Genomic DNA, 15,687 nt, shown 5'->3' on the forward strand with positions numbered 1-15,687 from the left:
GAAGATTTTCTAGGAATTTGATATTTAGTACGGTTCCTGGAATTTCTTTGTGGTCATCGCTTGTTTTAACATTTGTGGCAGCCAAGAAAGATAATAATATAGCTGGTCTACATGACTATACAATGACAATAATTTTGGTTGATTCAATAAAGTATATGGACGAATTGATTTGAGGATTTTACCAAATTTATTTGTTGCCACAGTCGGGGCTGAACCGCTAACAGAATAGTGTCGTAAATGTGGAGGTAAGCGCCAGTTAATTTTAGGATCTGGTTGATGTATCACTGGTTCAACATTCCCCCGCCATGCAACTCCCATGATTTGCATAGTTTGATACACCATTGTGTTCCACCCTTTGTTTTTTAAGTAGTCCAATCCTTCACCAACATCAGGGGAAGCTAAATCATGAAATAAAATTAAAGCATCTGGTTCGGCAAATTGTTCGCAAATCATGACATCATCCAGTGGCGCTGGTGCTTCGTGATGGCCATCTATAAATATCAACGACCATTTGCATTGATATTTATTTGCTAACTCTTCTACTGCTTGGGGGCTATATCCTGGTACGAGATTTACAGATTCTTTGACATCGGCTGACTTGAGTGAATCGGTGACGCTTTCGTAAAACAATTCTGTGGATAGCATGGGATCGATTACATCTAATTCCACTCCTCCCAAAGCTAAATGACAAGCTGACCAACCCATCCAACAGCCTATTTCTAAAGCTTTTTTACCTTGAAATTTTAAGGCTGTATTATACAAAATGTGGGCTTCATCTCTGCTGACAAATCCTGTACCAGTTTGTCGTTGGTCTACATACCAATTGTGAGGAATATCCCGCCGTAGGTAAAACCAAAAACTATTATATGGATTTCCTAAAATCATATTCGGAAAACATGAATCTGGCTGAATAATGGAAAATCCTGGTGAAACATAATCTCCCTCTGGCAATAATTCGCCTTTTATCACTTTTACTATTTTTTCAATCATCGGATTACTGCCTGAGCATTTGAAATTTTTGGATTTTTACGCAACAGAACTTTACCAGCTTCTCGAAAAGCAAACGCTTGCGGTATAGAAATTACCAATTACCCAAAGCGGTACTGATGATATGGCTGGTTTAGCAACTTGGAGAATAACAAAGCGATCGCCAGGATATCATTTCAGCACTATATTTGTGCTGATTTTTACTGCTATCTAAGCGATTGATCGCCATCGCATACTAAACTTCCTCATTGCTCTAGGTAAATATATTGGACTGTTGATACCTCGTCAAGTAAGAGACTTCCAAGTAATCAAATATCTCAATATTTCTTGTAGAATCGGCATCTCGCCCGTCCTGTGAACTGGGCAGGCAACCCAGGGCGAATAGAATTTGCGGCACTTGCTTCTCCTAAGGGAAACGCTGCACGTAGCTTGCTTAAGAGGAGGGGTACAAGTTTCTGAACCGCAAGGGGGCAGTGGCTTGCCTATACAGGTGAAGTCTGCCTTTGCAGACTAACGGAATTTAACCCAGGTTCACGGGTTTGTTTGTGTACACAAGCCAATGTGTTGGGCGGGCAATGCCCGACTTGTACTGCTTTCCCATTTTCATACACGATCAACTGCGTAAGTCTTTGTCATTACCTACAGTGGCATGTTCTCCATGATGAAGTGCGCTGGCGCAGCCCGCCACAGGTATTGCAATTTCTAACTTGAGTTAGCAAGACTTTAATATCATCATCGTACAATAGAGTCAACAAGCATAAAGCGGAATTTATGAATGCCAAACAGAAAATAATTGAAGAAATAGAAAACGTACCAGAAGAAATTATATACGAGGTTCTGGACTTTTTACTTTTTTTGAAAGCCAAAGAAGATAAAGAAGATTTAGAAGATGCAAAGGCGGCATTAAAAGAAGCACAAGAGGTTGGTACGATTTCCTTGGGTGAACTCAAAAGAGAATTAGGTTTGTGAGTTACGAAGTAGAAATTGCTCCGGCTGCCAAAAGACAGATAAAAAAATTACCCCGTGATGTTCAACAAAAACTGGTTGCTAAATTGGAAGAACTTGTTTTTGAGCCTCGTCCTGATGGGGTGAAAAAATTAGAAGGTTCGGAGAATTTATACAGAGTCAGATTAGAAAAATATCGAATCATTTACGAAATACAAGATAGTTTATTATTAGTGACGGTGGTCAAAGTAAAGCATCGTAGAGATATTTATAGATTGTGAACAACGAAAAATCTAACTAAAAATTCGGGGTTTTGAACTTAGAGCGATCGCGTAGCATTATTTATTTATGGAAGCAGGTAAAAACATTTGTTTCGAGACGCATAGCAAAGGCAGCGCGGTGGGCGGGTTTCCCGACTTGAGAAATTTCTGCGTTGCCGGGTTTCCCTCGATTGAAGCAAGTGGCGTGGGACTAACGTCGAGAAATAATATCTCCTTATCAATCTCCAAGACTGTTTAATTTTTTCTGCATAGAGCAAAAATTTTTCATGCAACAAGAAAAAATCACTCATGAAAATGTAAATTTTTGTAAAATTGATGTCTTCAGGACTAGAAACCTGATATTCAGATAGCTAAACTAACAAACAGTGCATCTGTACTCTTAATGATTAAAAGTAGATGTGGCGCTATAGCGTGAATGATCCCAGTACAACTTATCCTCAAAAACTTCCTTAGTTACCGTGATGCAACTTTAGATTTTCGTGGTTTGCATACGGCTTGTATTTCTGGTTCTAACGGTGCGGGTAAATCTTCTCTTTTAGAAGCAATCACTTGGGCTGTTTGGGGTGAAAGCCGCGCCAGTGCTGAAGATGATGTGATTTATTCTGGTGCAAAAGAAGTCCGGGTTGATTTGACTTTCCAAAGTAACCAGCAAACATATCGGGTGATTCGTACCCGAATTCGGGGAGCTAGTAGCGTCCTGGAATTTCAAATAGAAACGCCTTCCGGGTTTCGCCCACTCACAGGCAAAGGGGTAAGGGCAACCCAAGATTCAATTTTAGAACACATTAAACTCGATTACGATACTTTTATTAATTCTGCCTATCTGCGTCAAGGTCGTGCAGATGAATTCATGCTCAAACGGCCTACTGAACGCAAAGAAATTTTAGCCGAGTTGTTGAAACTCAATCAGTATAATGATTTAGAAGAACGGGCAAAGGAATCTTCTCGTCAGTTTAAAGCACGGGCGGAGGAACTAGAGCGTTCTTTGGATGCAATCAAAATTCAACTGCAACAACAAAAAACAACCGAAGCCCAAAGAGAACAGTTAGAGGCTGAACTCAATCAACTACAACAAGTACAAGCTTTTGATAATATTCAATTACAAAGTCTGCAAGTTATCCAGCACCAGCGGCAAAACTGGGAACAACAACTGAACTTTGTCAAGCAGCAATATCAAAATCTTAACCAAGACTGCGATCGCCTCCAACAAGAACAGTTAACAGTTGGAAGTCAGCTATCAGACATCGAAACAATTTTGCATCAAGAAGCCGAAATTAGAGGTGGATACGCTCAATATCAAAGCTTGCAATCTCAAGAAGAAGCGATGAGCGCCAAATTTGAACAATACACCCGCGCTGGGCAGACTCGCCAACAAAAGCAACAACAACTTACTAAACAAATTCAGGAAATCGAACGCCAACTGCAACAAGCCCAAGCCCAACTCGAAGCTTTGCAACAACAAGAGCGAGAAATTCAGCAAACTCTCACCAAATCAGGTGAAGTTGAAGCTGCTTTGTCGCAACTGGGCGCAGCACGTCACCATCTCGCTCATTTAGATGAATTGCAAATGCAGGTGACTCCTTTGTTGCAACAACGTGCAGCTTTACAAAGCCAATTAGATAGGACTCATGCCGGCTTGGTAGCGCGCCTCGAACAACTGCAAAATACAGAAAACCAATTGCAACGCCAGCAACGACGCCAACCGCAATTACAACAAGCGGTGATGGATGTGGCAATCCAAATTGAAGAACTGGATAAAAAGCGGGTTTATCTGCAACGAGTCCAGGAAAAAGGCCAAGAAAGGCGTCACTTTATTGAACGTCTGCAAGCTCACCAACGGGATTATGAAAAACTGCTGGGAGAATTAGAGCAAAAACTCCAAATGCTGCAAAATCCCAATGCTCTTTGTCCGTTATGCGAACGTCCTTTAGACGAACATCATTGGAGCCGTGTAGTAGAAAAAACCCAAACTGAGTTGGATGATACTCAAGGACAGTTTTGGGTGGTGCGGGAACAAATGGCTGTGTCAGATAGAGAAATTCAAGTATTAAGGCAAGAATATCGGGAAATATCCCAGCAATTAGCGATTTATGACGGTTTGCGCGAACAAAGAGGACAATTAGCAGCACAATTAGAAGCCACAGTTGATGTTCAAGAGCAATTAGAACAAATTGCTGCTGAAAAACAACATCTAGAGCGATCGCTACAAGCTGGTGATTACGCTCCCGCACAACAAGCCCAACTGCAAAAATTAGACCAATATCTGCAACAAGCCAATTATAATGAGCAAGACCACGCCCTAGCTCGCAGCGAAGTCGAGCGTTGGCGCTGGGCAGAAATTAAACAAAGCCAGATTAAAGACGCCATCAAGCGACAAGCCCAGCTAGCAGCCCGAAAACCAGAACTGCTAGCTACCATTGCCGAATTGCAAGCCAGAATTCACCAAGAACAAATTAATTCTGAATGTGCCAAACAAATTGCGGCTTTAGAACGTCACATCATTGAAATTGGCTACAGTTTGGAGGTGCATAACAACATCCGTCTGGCTGTCAAGCAAGCTCAATCTTGGCATTTGCGCTATCAACAACTTTTAGCAGCCCAGCAACAATATCCCCAACTCCAGACGAGATTGCAAGAATTAGAAGACTCCAGAGGCGTTAGAATTACCGAGCGACAAAAACTTGCCACTCAAATCGAAAGTATCATCGAACAACTACAAGCAACAGCCAACCCATCTATCCAAATTCAAGCCCTAGAGCAGCAACTAGCAATACGCAGACGCCAACTAGACGAACAAATTTCTAAGTTGGGACGTTTAGAACAGTTGGCACATCACCTGGAAACCCTGCAAATTCAACACGAACAACAGCACAAACAATTACAATCTTGCAAACGCGAACAGCGTGTTTATCAGGAGTTAGCCCAGGCTTTTGGTAAAAATGGCATCCAAACACTGATGATTGAAAATGTCTTACCGCAACTGGAAGCCGAGACAAATCAATTACTTTCGCGTTTGAGCGCCAATCAATTTCACGTACAATTTATTACTCAAAAAGCTGGACGCAACGGTAAATCAACTAAGAAAAATGCCAAGTTAATAGACACCTTGGATATTTTAATCGCCGATTCCAGAGGAACGCGGGCTTATGAAACTTATTCTGGTGGGGAAGCTTTTAGAATTAACTTTGCTATTCGTTTAGCTTTGGCGAAATTATTAGCCCAACGGGCGGGAGCGGCGTTACAGTTGTTAATTGTGGATGAAGGTTTTGGTACACAGGATGCTGAAGGATGCGATCGCTTAGTTGCAGCCATTAATGCCATCGCTTCTGATTTTAAATGCATTCTCACGGTCACCCATATGCCCCAACTCAAAGAAGCTTTCCAAGCTAGGATTGAGGTGAATAAAACTCAGCAAGGTTCACAATTGAGTTTGTCAATTTAATTGGTTGACTCCCTATGCCCTTGATTGTGAATTCTGAATTCTTGCTCAATTGTATTTTACTCTTGCATCTACACCGTAGGAGCGGAGCATTTTCGTCACCCTTTCTGCTTCGGCGCGATCGCTAAATGCTCCAGCATTCACATAATCCCCCAAACTCGATTGCTCTGTCACAGCATGAGGTATATACTGTTGCACTTTACTTAAAGTATCATTACTGAATATTGGCACGATAACTTTATAGCCATTGTTGCCAGCTAAGATGTTGCTGTGAGTTTCAGGTGATAAATAGCCATTAGTCACGGGTACTAAATAGCGATTAGTTTCAGTATAATTGCTGGCATTTGCATTATTCAATCCTAATGCTTCCCAAGTTTGCCAATCTACATTTCCAGTGGAATTGAGTCCAAAAGATTGCTGGAATGCCATTACAGAGTTTCTGGTGTAATCGCTGAAATAGCCATCAGCATTGGCATTAAAAAAGCCCAGTTGCCATAAACGATTTTGCACTAATCTGACATTATCTGAGCGATCGCCAACCGTGAGATAATTTCTTGCTGGTTGTTGAGTAGCATATCCTCCAGCCAAGGCTCTACGTACTGCTACTAAAGCTTGGGTATTGGCTTGGCCGTTTACAGGTAGTTTATAGTCTTGTTGGAATTTGGTAATGGCTTCTCTAGTAATTGGGCCACTAGTTCCAGTGGGATTAGCTTTAAAATAACCTAATTGTCGTAAACCCTGTTGTAGTTCTCTGATTTGTTGAGTGGAAAAACTCGATTTAGCTGGAGCCTGAGAAGAACCTAGTAACGCTCTCCAAGTTTGGCCACCGACAATTCCAGTGGTAGATATCCCTGCATTACGCTGGAATGCAATCACAGCATCTTTAGTGATGCGCCCAAAATTTCCTGTAGGATTAGCATTAAAATAACCGCGCTGTTGGAGACGCTGTTGCAACTTGGTCACCGCTGCACCAGTGCTACCTTGAGAAAGGGTAGGATATTGATTTACTGCCGATGCTGAATTTCCATTAACATTCCTACTAGAAGCTTGACTCTGACACGCTCTTTGCAACGCTTTTTGAGTACTAGGGCCTATAAACCCAACCGCAGGTAATCTATTAGCTTGCTGAAATTTGATGACAGCATTTTCAGTCAAAGTAGCAAACTTGCCCGTGACGGGCCCTTTAAAGTAGCCTAACTTTTTTAAACATCTTTGGCTATTAGCCACTTGGGAACCGTTAGTGCCAATTTTCTGAAGTGCTAAAACTTCCCCGGCAACACTAAGAATTCCCATAGTCAACGCCACAGACAACAGATGCATTGCAGCAGAACTAGGTAAATTTTCCCAATTTAAAAATTTTAAAATAACTGGCAGACGAACAACCTTGATACTTTCGGATGCCTCAAAGGCTGAGGCTAGCTCACTTAAAGAGCCATCTACCCCTACTTCCACTTGTTTTTCTCAAGTTATGACCATACAAAATTATACCATTATCTCTGTATAATATTTATTTTTTGTATGATTCTTTACAACTAATTTGTATGGGGAGGTGAGGAGGCTGGGGAGGCTGGGGAGCTGGCGAAAAACTCATCTCCCCTCTGCCCCTGGAGCCTTTTGTGCCCCATGCCCAATGCCCCATGCCCAATGCCCAATACTTATTGTCCATCTGTTTTTTCAGTATTACCTGCTTTCACCCAACCTTCTTGTCCGCTATCTTCTAAACGGATTTTTTGCCAAGCTTTATCTTCGCTTTCTTCCAAGACAATAATTTTCTGATTAAAACCAACGCCACCAATACGTTCGCCATCTTGATTGGGTTGTGCCCGCAAACTTAAGCCTTCAGCCCAAGTAACACGCCCTCGGTAAGCTCCTGATGGCAATGGTGTTGGGGATGGGGTAGCTTGGGGTGATTCAGTGGGGGTGGGTGTAGGGGTTGCGCCAGAAGGTGATTTAGTGGAGGTGGGTGTGGGGGTGGGGTCAGTTGCTTTTGGAGCTTGGGCTTTCACGGAGGGGCTATCATTGGAGAAAATCGGTTTGGCAGGGGGTATGCCGGTGCGATTCATGAAATAAAGTGCAACTGCAACACCGCCACCAACTAATACAGCGATCGCTAAGAAAATCCCAAGTATATACTTTAATAAGCCAGACAACATAATTAATACCTGATTATCAACGGGGCAATCAATTTTAGATTTTAGATTTTGGATTTTGGATTTTGGATTGTACACTGACCACAAAGAAAGCAGTGTGGTCTGTTCCAATCGATTATTGTAACTGCCATTCTGTTATACCAATTTGCAAAATGAATGCAACAGATGGATTCATAGAACCCTTGGAAACATAGAAATTCCCAATCCAAAATCCGTCTTGAAAAGTTTAGATGCCTGCGGCAAGCCCCTTCGGGTCTACGCCGGAAGCCGACGCTCTAACTTTTCGCAAAATTTAAAATCCAAAATTCCATCAGCGTAGCTTACCGAAGCTATCGCTTAAAGGGCTGTGTTTCGATGCTAAACGCGCCCTCCCCGCCGCAGCCCATTCTTGGAGTTGCTGAATTTGCTCTACGGCTGTTCGTGCTAAAGGAATAATTTGACTAGCAGCCTCTAAAATGTCGTCTTTGGTAAAATCGCGGTTCTGGCTAAATCCAATGTGCATCGCTTCAATTAAAGTTTGCTCGATTTCTGCCCCAGAAAAATCTGGTGTTTCATAAGCAAGCCTGTCGATGTCATAACTTTTTAAGTTGTGGGGGCGCAGTCGGGATAAATGAACGTTAAAAATTGCTTTTCTTTCTTCTTGGGTGGGTAAACCCACAAAGAAAATTTCATCAAATCGCCCTTTACGCAGCATTTCTGGTGGTAGGGCTTGGATATCGTTGGCGGTGGCGACAACAAACACGGGTGAGGTTTTTTCAGCTAACCAGTTAATAAATGTGCCAAACACCCGGCTAGTTGTACCCGCATCACCTTTGCTACCAAGTCCGGAAAAAGCTTTGTCTATTTCATCAATCCATAAAATACAAGGGGCGAGGGCTTCGGCTACTTGAATCATTTGGCGGGTGCGAGATTCGGATTCGCCCACCAAACCACCAAATAACCGCCCGACATCCAAACGTAGCAGGGGTAAATGCCAATGATGAGCGATCGCTTTTGCCGTTAACGATTTACCAGTTCCCTGAATACCCACCAACATTAAACCACGGGGGTGTGGTAATCCGTACTGCCTGGCCCGATCGCTAAATGAGCCTCCCCGACGAATCAGCCAATCTTTCAAATTATCGAGTCCGCCGATATCAGAAATTTGCTCAGTGGCTGGGTAGAAGTCCAGGATTTGGGTTTGGCGGATAGTTTGGCGCTTTTCTTCCAAAACTAAATCCACGTCTTCTGGCTGCAATTCGCCGTGGCTAGCGATCGCTCTTGCCAAAACCCGCCGAATCCGTTCCATCGAAAGCCCTTGACAAGAGCGCACCAAGTCATCCAAAATTTTGCCAGAAAGCGAGTTACCAGTAGCTTGTAGTAAGCGTTCCACTTCGGTTTTAATTTCTGGGGCGCTGGGTAAGGGAAACTCGACAACTGTCAGCACTTCCGTTAAATCGTCAGGAATGGCGATGCGCGGGGACAGCAGTACAATATTTTTGGGTTGCGACTTGAGGAGTCGGGCGAGGTTGCGGAGTTTGCGAGCGATCGCTACATCTTCTAAAAACCGATGATAATCTCGTAAAATCAATACAGCTGGCGCTGAGGCTGGTAATTTTTCCACGAATTCCAAAGCTTGCAGTGGGTTACGCCGCCCAAACCCCGCATCATTCGGATTTCCCTGATAACCATCGACAAAATCCCAAGTATACACAGGCCGATTGCCTTGATTTGCTGCTTCTTCTCGGATAGCTGCTTCTACTCGTTCTTCTTCGTAGGTGGGAATATAAATCAAAGGGTAGCGGGCGCGTAGCAGTAGTTTAAACTCGTCACGGAAGTTCATATTTAGCTGTTATTGGTTAGTTTATCTTGAACGCAATGTACAACTTTCTTGGTTCAGAAAGCCAATGAGTAACCAGCAAGAACAATACAATATTGATTTTCTCGTTCAGCAACTACGCACAAGTCAAGATAATGCTGTTCTCAAACAGACTGCTAAACATTTGGCGTTTCTTGGTGCTAATAACCCGGATGTCATAGCTGCCTTGATTCATGTAATACGCACTACAATTGATGAACCAACACGCTGGACAGTAATTCAAAGTTTGAGCGAAATTGGTACTGATAATAATGATGTTATCCAAGCTTTGATTGAGCAACTTAACACTGCTCGTATACCTACCCGCAGGATAGCAGCTCAGAATTTGGCAAAAATTGCTGTTGGTAATCAATATGCAATTACTAGTCTAATAAGTTTGGCACAAATAACTGAAGAAGAACATACTCGCCAGTATATTGCTCATAGTTTAGGACTTATTGCAAAAGGTAATAAAGAGGCTATTAATGCTCTAATTGATTTAATATATAAAAGTTCCGATGAATATACTCACTACTTATGCGTTGATGCTTTTACAAAACTTGGTAAGTGGAATAAAGAGATAATTGACGCTTTAATTCATATAGATAAAACAGCAGAATTTAACACTCGTTTGAAACTATTGGAGACGTTAAAAGTAAGGGCAATAAATATAAATGGTTATACTTCGTATTCTTCATTTCGTCCATTATTAGAACAAATGAAAGAAGAAATTAACCAACCTGAATAATAGGTCTGACTTTTCACGATCTTTAGAAAACCTCTTTTATTGTGGTTTGGGGGGTTGGGTTTCGTGTAGTTTATGGTAAAAATTCTGGATCGTTTAATATTTCCTCCATCATTTGACCAAAAGATGGATATCTTGTTGCGTCTCCATATTTAGAATCATAATACCAAGCTTCCCACTCACCATCACTTGTAATAACTTGAGGATTAAGTAAAAAAATCATCTGATAGTCTTCAGTACTAATTTCTAGACACGTTTGTAGATGTTCTACACGACTATAAGATTGTTCATCACCGTAAAGAAAGTATTCTTCATCTGGTACTGGTTCCAAATCCTGGTGCAGTTCTATCAAATCATCTATATAGATTTCTTTGCCTATAATATACCACTCAATTTCATCAACTGAATAAAATCTGATGCCATACTTTGAAGTAGAATGCAACCCATTAGAAACTTTGAGAAAATCTCTGTAAGAAGGCGGCAAAGTTACACTTAATCTAGCTTCGGTAGCATAAATTTCTTCTTCATTTGCACCTGTATAGCCTAGAGATCCAGATTCAATAACTTCTGAAGGCAACTCTTCCTGCTCATACTCTTCGAGCGCTTCTATTCGCTGACGGCTCCATTCTCTAATACGACTTTCCCAGTCAAAAGTCTTCATTATAAAATCTTTTTATTAAAAGTTAATTAATCAGTAGTTTAACAAAACAAGTTTTAATAGTATGAACTGATAAATTTTGAATTTAAAGGAAGTATTTAATAAAATACAAAACAATAAGCCTGTATGGACAGGCTTAGTTCGTGTAGCCGCATTCAGTCTGACAGAATTATCAAATTACTGTCCTGGAAGTTGCTTTTTCAGTGCTTCCAAACCAGCCCAGCGGTTGTCAACTGGCTTTTCAATTGACTTTTGGGAACTATCAGCATTAATTGGAGCAATACCTAGACAATTGCGATCGCACAGTTGGCGCTGAGGTATTGCTAGGCACATCTGCTCGTACAGCCATTCACTAGGATAGAAATAACCATCTGGTGGTAAACTTTCTACCAAATCTTCCATAGCTACTTCCCTTTCTAAAGGCAAGTCTTTTAGTTGATTGGCGGTTTCATCTAACCAGATGATTTCTTTTGTATCAATCCCCAAGCGTTGATTATATTGCTGCAAACAGCGGTTGCAGGTACAAGTAATAATTGCTTCTGCCTGAGCCGACACTTCCAGATAATTTCCATGATGCTGCACGCGCACACGGCCGCGAACTGGTGTCAAAGTTTCCAAACCAGGCAGAAATTCCTTAACTTGAACTTCCTCTGTCCGCTCCGATGCTCTAGTTAGCTGCGGAATATAAATTGCGTCCATAGGATTTGTGAGACATCCTCACGAAAATTTATCTTGATTATCAGCAATTCTTTGACTGATAATACATTTTTTATTTTATCTCTTAGGGATAATAGAAATTTTGAAATTACTATAGTTACGAGTTTTAAATTAACTCCTAACTCCTAACTCCTAACTCCCAACTCCCAACTCCTAATTTACTCCAACGCCGCCGGACGCACGACCAAATGACGATGTGGTTCTTTTCCCCGACTGAAGGTTTCCAAATCTCCAAAGTCTTTTAAGAAAGTATGGACTTGACGGCGTTCCGCAGAACTGAGGGATTTAATTTCCACTTCTCTACCAGAAAAGCGCACTTCATCAGCTGCTGCTTCTGCTAATGCGCGAATTTCGGCTTGTCTTTTAATGCGGTAGCCATTCAACTCAATGGTGTAGGAAGCTTGTCCTTCATGGGATTGGCTCAAGTTGAGAACGGAGTTTGCCAGATACTGAATGGCATCAAGCACAGAACCATCAGTACCAATTAACACTTGGATTTGTTCTGGTGTCAAATTGGTTTCATCAATTGTTAACCAGTAGTTATCTGATTCTAGAGAATCGTCATCTTGAGGTTGGGCAGTTTCTAAACTAGTGTGAATCTCAGTAGATATCCCACTGAGTTCCAGCAGTGTTTTTAACCACTGCTGACCTCGCTGTATGGGAATATTGCTCATGAACCCCCTGTAGCCTTTTTCTTAGAACTTTTCGGCTCAGTTTTTTTAGAACTTGCTGGCTCAGTTTTTTTGGAACTTGTCGCTTCAGTTTTCTTGGAACTTGTCGCCTCAGTTTTCTTGGAACTTGTAGGCTCAAATGGCAATACTTTTTGTTCTTTGGCTGCTTCTTTATCTTGAGCGTCTACGATTTTTTGCAGTTCTTCTGGTAATGGTTCGCGGGAAAGAATGTAGGTTTGCAGTGTCTGGAAAATATTACCAATCACCATATACATCAATACCCCAGCTGGTAGGGGGAAGAACAAAAACATCCCAGAAAAAATGACTGGGGTAATTTTGTTAACTGTATCTTGGTTGGGATTGCCACCGCTGGAATTTTGCCCAGAAAGCATTTGGCTAACATAAAGACTGATGCCAAAGAAGACAATCATGGCAACAATATCCCAGTGGATTGTGCCATCTGGATCTTGTGCGCCAACTCTGCCTAAGGCATCAATAAATAAAAAGCCTTTATCAGCTGCTAGTCCAGGAATTGTTCCTTGAATAGTCACTTCTCCAGGCTGTAAGGCTTCTAAATTACCTTGGGTGTCAATTTTAACCTTATCTTCTCCTTTGGTGATTTTCCATTCAGGAATTAGCTTAGTATCTGGGTGTTCTGCTAAAAGTACCTGAAATGGTTTGCCCTCAAGGGTTTGATATTGTATTTTGGTTTGTTCTCCCACCGCTAGTTTATTACCACTAGGAAGGATTGCAGTGACCTTAACGTGTTCCCCATCAGCAATGTAGATATTTTGAGGAGGAGTGGCAAAGGCTTGCGGTTGAATTTGTTCGATTTGCTCTGCGGGAAAGATTTGCAAGTTAACGCTGTAGTTCACACCGGCAAAAGGCGAACCCCGCAAAGTGGCGAACAGCGCTAATAAAACGGGCATTTGTATCAGCAAGGGAAAACAGCCCGCCAAAGGATTGCCAAATTCTTTTTGGACATTGACCATTTCTTCCTGCTGCTTTTGCGGATCGTCTTTAAAGCGCTCTTTGATTTCTGCCATCCGCTTTTGCATCAGAGGTTGTACAATTCGCATTTTCCGCATATTGCGAATTGAGCCAGCACTCAGGGGATAGAGCGCAAAGCGGACTATCAGTGTCAAAGCAACGATCGCCAATCCATAGCTCGGAAAAATCCCATAGAAAAAATCTATGATTGGCAGCATCACGTTGTTCGAGAGAAAGCCGATACCAAAATCCATTATTCTGAATTTAACCTGAGTTACTGTAAACTGACTGAATCTAATTTATCTAAATCATGATTGATGTGCGACTGTCCTTTGCTACGGATAGCCGCACAATTTTTTTTGGGCATTGGGCATTGGGCATTGGGCATTGTGCATTGGGCACAAGAGGCAGAGGAGAAAAAACTTGTACAACAACTCTCCCCTGCTTCCCATCTCCCCATCTCCCCATCTCCCCATTACTGGTTAGCAGCAGCGCTATACTGGGGGTTTTTCGCAGCAATTTTTTCGTTAATGTAGTCATAAACTTCCCGGAAATTGGGAATAGCACGCAATTCCAGACGACTGCCGTTTTTCAGGGTTAGCACCATATCTCCCCAAAGACCTATGCCTCGTGGGACTTTGACAACTTTGACAATTTCTGAGTAAATTACGTCAGTGCGATCGCGTCCTTGCCAACCTCCTGTTACAGTAACTCGGCGATCGGTGATGCGGAAGCGCAGCCATAATGCTCTGACAATTGCCCCCACTGTCAAGGGTATACCAACAACGGTTAGCCCAATTAGCAGGTTTATAATTAAGTCCCCAACGTGGGGGCCGCCTTCATAATAAACTTCTTCACGAATGCCCATCGAACACCTCGGCTTGTGCCAACAACTGCTTTAATTCTTGCAGAAATTGTGGGCTTACGCACTGAGATTGTGCTGCCGTAGGTTTGACAACCACTACCAGCCGCCATCCTAGTGATAATTTTGGCAGTAAGTCATACAAAGCAGCAGTTATTTGCCGTTTTATCCGGTTGCGAACCACTGCTCTTTTGCTGACTTTTGTGCTAATGGAAATGCCAATTTTTGTGCTGCTAAGATGTCTTGAGTTGGTTGGTTGTGTCTTCTCAGTGGCAGCGTTCACAGAAGGATTTATTGAATGTAAAGGTTTTAAGGCTCTCAATGTTAAATAAGAGCCATGACGCCGAATTCCTTCCCGAAAAACTGCCTGGAAATCTTTTCGGGATTTTAGCCGATTTGCTTTGGGCAAAGCCACAGTTACCTTTTAGCTTGATATATGTGCCCTAAACGCTCAGACGGTAACGTCCTTTTTTTCTTCTAGCTTTGATTACATTTCTGCCATCTGGTGTCCGCATCCGAGCGCGAAAACCAGAGGTTCTTTTTCTTTTACGGCTAGTGCCGCCTAGTGTTCTTTGCATATCATCCTCCTGTTAGGTGATTTTTAGAAAAACTCACAATCTCTAATTTTATCACTTTAACAGGGAATGGGGAATGGGGAGTAGGGCATTGGGCATGGGGAAAGGGAAAGGGGCAAGGGGAAAGGGGGCAAGGGGAAAAGGGCAAGGGGAAAAGGGGAAAGATTAAATTTATTCCTTTTCCCTTTAACCTTTAACCTTTTCCCCTGCTCACCCTTACCAATCACTACTGCCCAAAATTAACTAATACTCAAAATCCATGTACCCATGTAACGCAGTAGGGGCACGTCGCCAGGGGAGAGAACTTGGCAGTTGAAATAATACATCCCACCAAAGGAGGGGTTTTTAACATTAGAGAAAACTAACTCAACTCCACTACCTGCTGGTACAGGTTCTTCAGGAAAAATACTAATAAGTTTACCTTCTTTGTCCCACTTCACCTCAGACAGCTTAACTGATTTACCTTTGACTCTTACCTCAATTTTTTTGGGGTCAAAGATTCCTTCGTAATAATTAGGGTAGGTAATGGCAAATTGAGCAACTGCCAGTTTCATTCTTTGGCCTGGAATTCTCAATCTATAGCGATCCCAACCATTGGTTTGTCCACCAAAATCTAACCGGAAGGGCAATTGATTTTCGCCTTTAACACCGCTAAAGAGCGTAAATCCAGGTAAGCTTTGTGCTGAAGTCATGACTGGAAGTCCAGCCAGCAAAAAGCTAGTTACGGCTAAAGCAGAAAATAAACGTCGCATAGTTAGGCTCCCTCCACCAAAATATCAACTCTCTTATCTAAATAACTGTATGTTAGTATTCTTTACTAAACTTTACTA

Annotated in this window: 17 protein-coding genes; 4 read left to right on the top strand and 13 right to left on the bottom strand. The window is 42.1% G+C overall.

The genetic code is table 11. The features are described 5' to 3' along the window. Positions 1–24: 24 nt before the first annotated feature. Positions 25–990, bottom strand: a complete 966-nt coding sequence (locus tag VF06_RS11775; RefSeq protein WP_099066454.1) for a class I SAM-dependent methyltransferase — start codon at positions 988–990, stop codon at positions 25–27. A 768-nt stretch (positions 991–1,758) separates the two neighbouring features. Here VF06_RS11775 and VF06_RS11780 point away from each other — a divergent pair. From VF06_RS11780 to sbcC, 3 genes are all read left to right on the top strand, one after another. Further along, complete coding sequence (locus tag VF06_RS11780; protein ID WP_099066453.1) at positions 1,759–1,956, top strand: DUF2281 domain-containing protein; 198 nt, start codon at positions 1,759–1,761, stop codon at positions 1,954–1,956. Further along, a complete protein-coding gene (locus tag VF06_RS11785; protein WP_099066452.1) occupies positions 1,953–2,213 on the top strand; it encodes a type II toxin-antitoxin system RelE family toxin in 261 nt (86 codons plus the stop codon). The genes VF06_RS11780 and VF06_RS11785 overlap by 4 nt, the downstream gene beginning before the upstream one ends. Positions 2,214–2,628: 415 nt before the next feature. Beyond that, positions 2,629–5,655 (top strand): exonuclease subunit SbcC, encoded by a 3,027-nt coding sequence (gene sbcC / locus VF06_RS11790; RefSeq protein WP_099066451.1) that lies wholly within the window; start codon positions 2,629–2,631, stop codon positions 5,653–5,655. Between the two features lie 45 nt (positions 5,656–5,700). Here sbcC and VF06_RS11795 read toward each other — a convergent pair whose 3' ends face one another. The 3 genes from VF06_RS11795 to VF06_RS11805 form a co-directional block, all read right to left on the bottom strand. Continuing rightward, a complete protein-coding gene (locus tag VF06_RS11795) occupies positions 5,701–7,104 on the bottom strand; it encodes a peptidoglycan-binding domain-containing protein (protein ID WP_099066450.1) in 1,404 nt (467 codons plus the stop codon). A 203-nt stretch (positions 7,105–7,307) separates the two neighbouring features. Beyond that, positions 7,308–7,805, bottom strand: coding sequence for an SH3 domain-containing protein (locus VF06_RS11800; protein ID WP_099066481.1), 498 nt, complete (start codon positions 7,803–7,805; stop codon positions 7,308–7,310). A 307-nt stretch (positions 7,806–8,112) separates the two neighbouring features. Beyond that, positions 8,113–9,624 carry a Ycf46 family AAA ATPase gene (locus tag VF06_RS11805; RefSeq protein ID WP_099066449.1) on the bottom strand — a complete coding sequence of 504 codons (1,512 nt, stop codon included), beginning with the start codon at positions 9,622–9,624 and terminating at the stop codon, positions 8,113–8,115. Positions 9,625–9,688: 64 nt separating this feature from the next. On the opposite strand from VF06_RS11805, the gene VF06_RS11810 reads away from it, so the two are divergent. Beyond that, on the top strand, positions 9,689–10,387 hold the full coding sequence (locus VF06_RS11810; protein WP_099066448.1) for a HEAT repeat domain-containing protein: 699 nt from the start codon (positions 9,689–9,691) through the stop codon (positions 10,385–10,387). A 70-nt stretch (positions 10,388–10,457) separates the two neighbouring features. On the opposite strand, the gene VF06_RS11815 is transcribed toward VF06_RS11810, so the two are convergent. The 9 genes from VF06_RS11815 to VF06_RS11850 all read right to left on the bottom strand — a co-directional run bounded on the left by VF06_RS11815 (position 10,458) and on the right by VF06_RS11850 (position 15,609). After that, a complete protein-coding gene (locus tag VF06_RS11815) occupies positions 10,458–11,045 on the bottom strand; it encodes an SMI1/KNR4 family protein (protein WP_099066447.1) in 588 nt (195 codons plus the stop codon). A 174-nt stretch (positions 11,046–11,219) separates the two neighbouring features. After that, complete coding sequence (locus tag VF06_RS11820) at positions 11,220–11,741, bottom strand: YceD family protein (RefSeq protein ID WP_099066446.1); 522 nt, start codon at positions 11,739–11,741, stop codon at positions 11,220–11,222. Between the two features lie 176 nt (positions 11,742–11,917). After that, on the bottom strand, positions 11,918–12,433 hold the full coding sequence (locus VF06_RS11825; RefSeq protein WP_099066445.1) for a Jag family protein: 516 nt from the start codon (positions 12,431–12,433) through the stop codon (positions 11,918–11,920). Beyond that, complete coding sequence (yidC, locus tag VF06_RS11830) at positions 12,430–13,674, bottom strand: membrane protein insertase YidC (RefSeq protein ID WP_099066444.1); 1,245 nt, start codon at positions 13,672–13,674, stop codon at positions 12,430–12,432. The genes VF06_RS11825 and yidC overlap by 4 nt, the downstream gene beginning before the upstream one ends. 49 nt (positions 13,675–13,723) lie before the next feature. Continuing rightward, positions 13,724–13,888, bottom strand: a complete 165-nt coding sequence (locus VF06_RS40625) for a hypothetical protein (protein WP_180267268.1) — start codon at positions 13,886–13,888, stop codon at positions 13,724–13,726. Positions 13,889–13,895: 7 nt separating this feature from the next. Continuing rightward, positions 13,896–14,288 (bottom strand): PH domain-containing protein, encoded by a 393-nt coding sequence (locus VF06_RS11835; protein ID WP_099066443.1) that lies wholly within the window; start codon positions 14,286–14,288, stop codon positions 13,896–13,898. Further along, complete coding sequence (gene rnpA / locus VF06_RS11840; protein ID WP_099066442.1) at positions 14,275–14,697, bottom strand: ribonuclease P protein component; 423 nt, start codon at positions 14,695–14,697, stop codon at positions 14,275–14,277. The genes VF06_RS11835 and rnpA overlap by 14 nt, the downstream gene beginning before the upstream one ends. 28 nt (positions 14,698–14,725) lie before the next feature. Further along, positions 14,726–14,860, bottom strand: a complete 135-nt coding sequence (gene rpmH / locus VF06_RS11845; RefSeq protein ID WP_099066441.1) for a 50S ribosomal protein L34 — start codon at positions 14,858–14,860, stop codon at positions 14,726–14,728. Positions 14,861–15,096: 236 nt separating this feature from the next. Then, positions 15,097–15,609: a DUF2808 domain-containing protein gene (locus VF06_RS11850; protein WP_099066440.1), complete on the bottom strand. Its 513-nt coding sequence runs from the start codon at positions 15,607–15,609 to the stop codon at positions 15,097–15,099. Between the last annotated feature and the right edge of the window lie 78 nt (positions 15,610–15,687).

Origin of the sequence: Nostoc linckia z4 (genome assembly GCF_002608075.1) — a bacterium.
GTDB lineage: Bacteria > Cyanobacteriota > Cyanobacteriia > Cyanobacteriales > Nostocaceae > Nostoc > Nostoc linckia.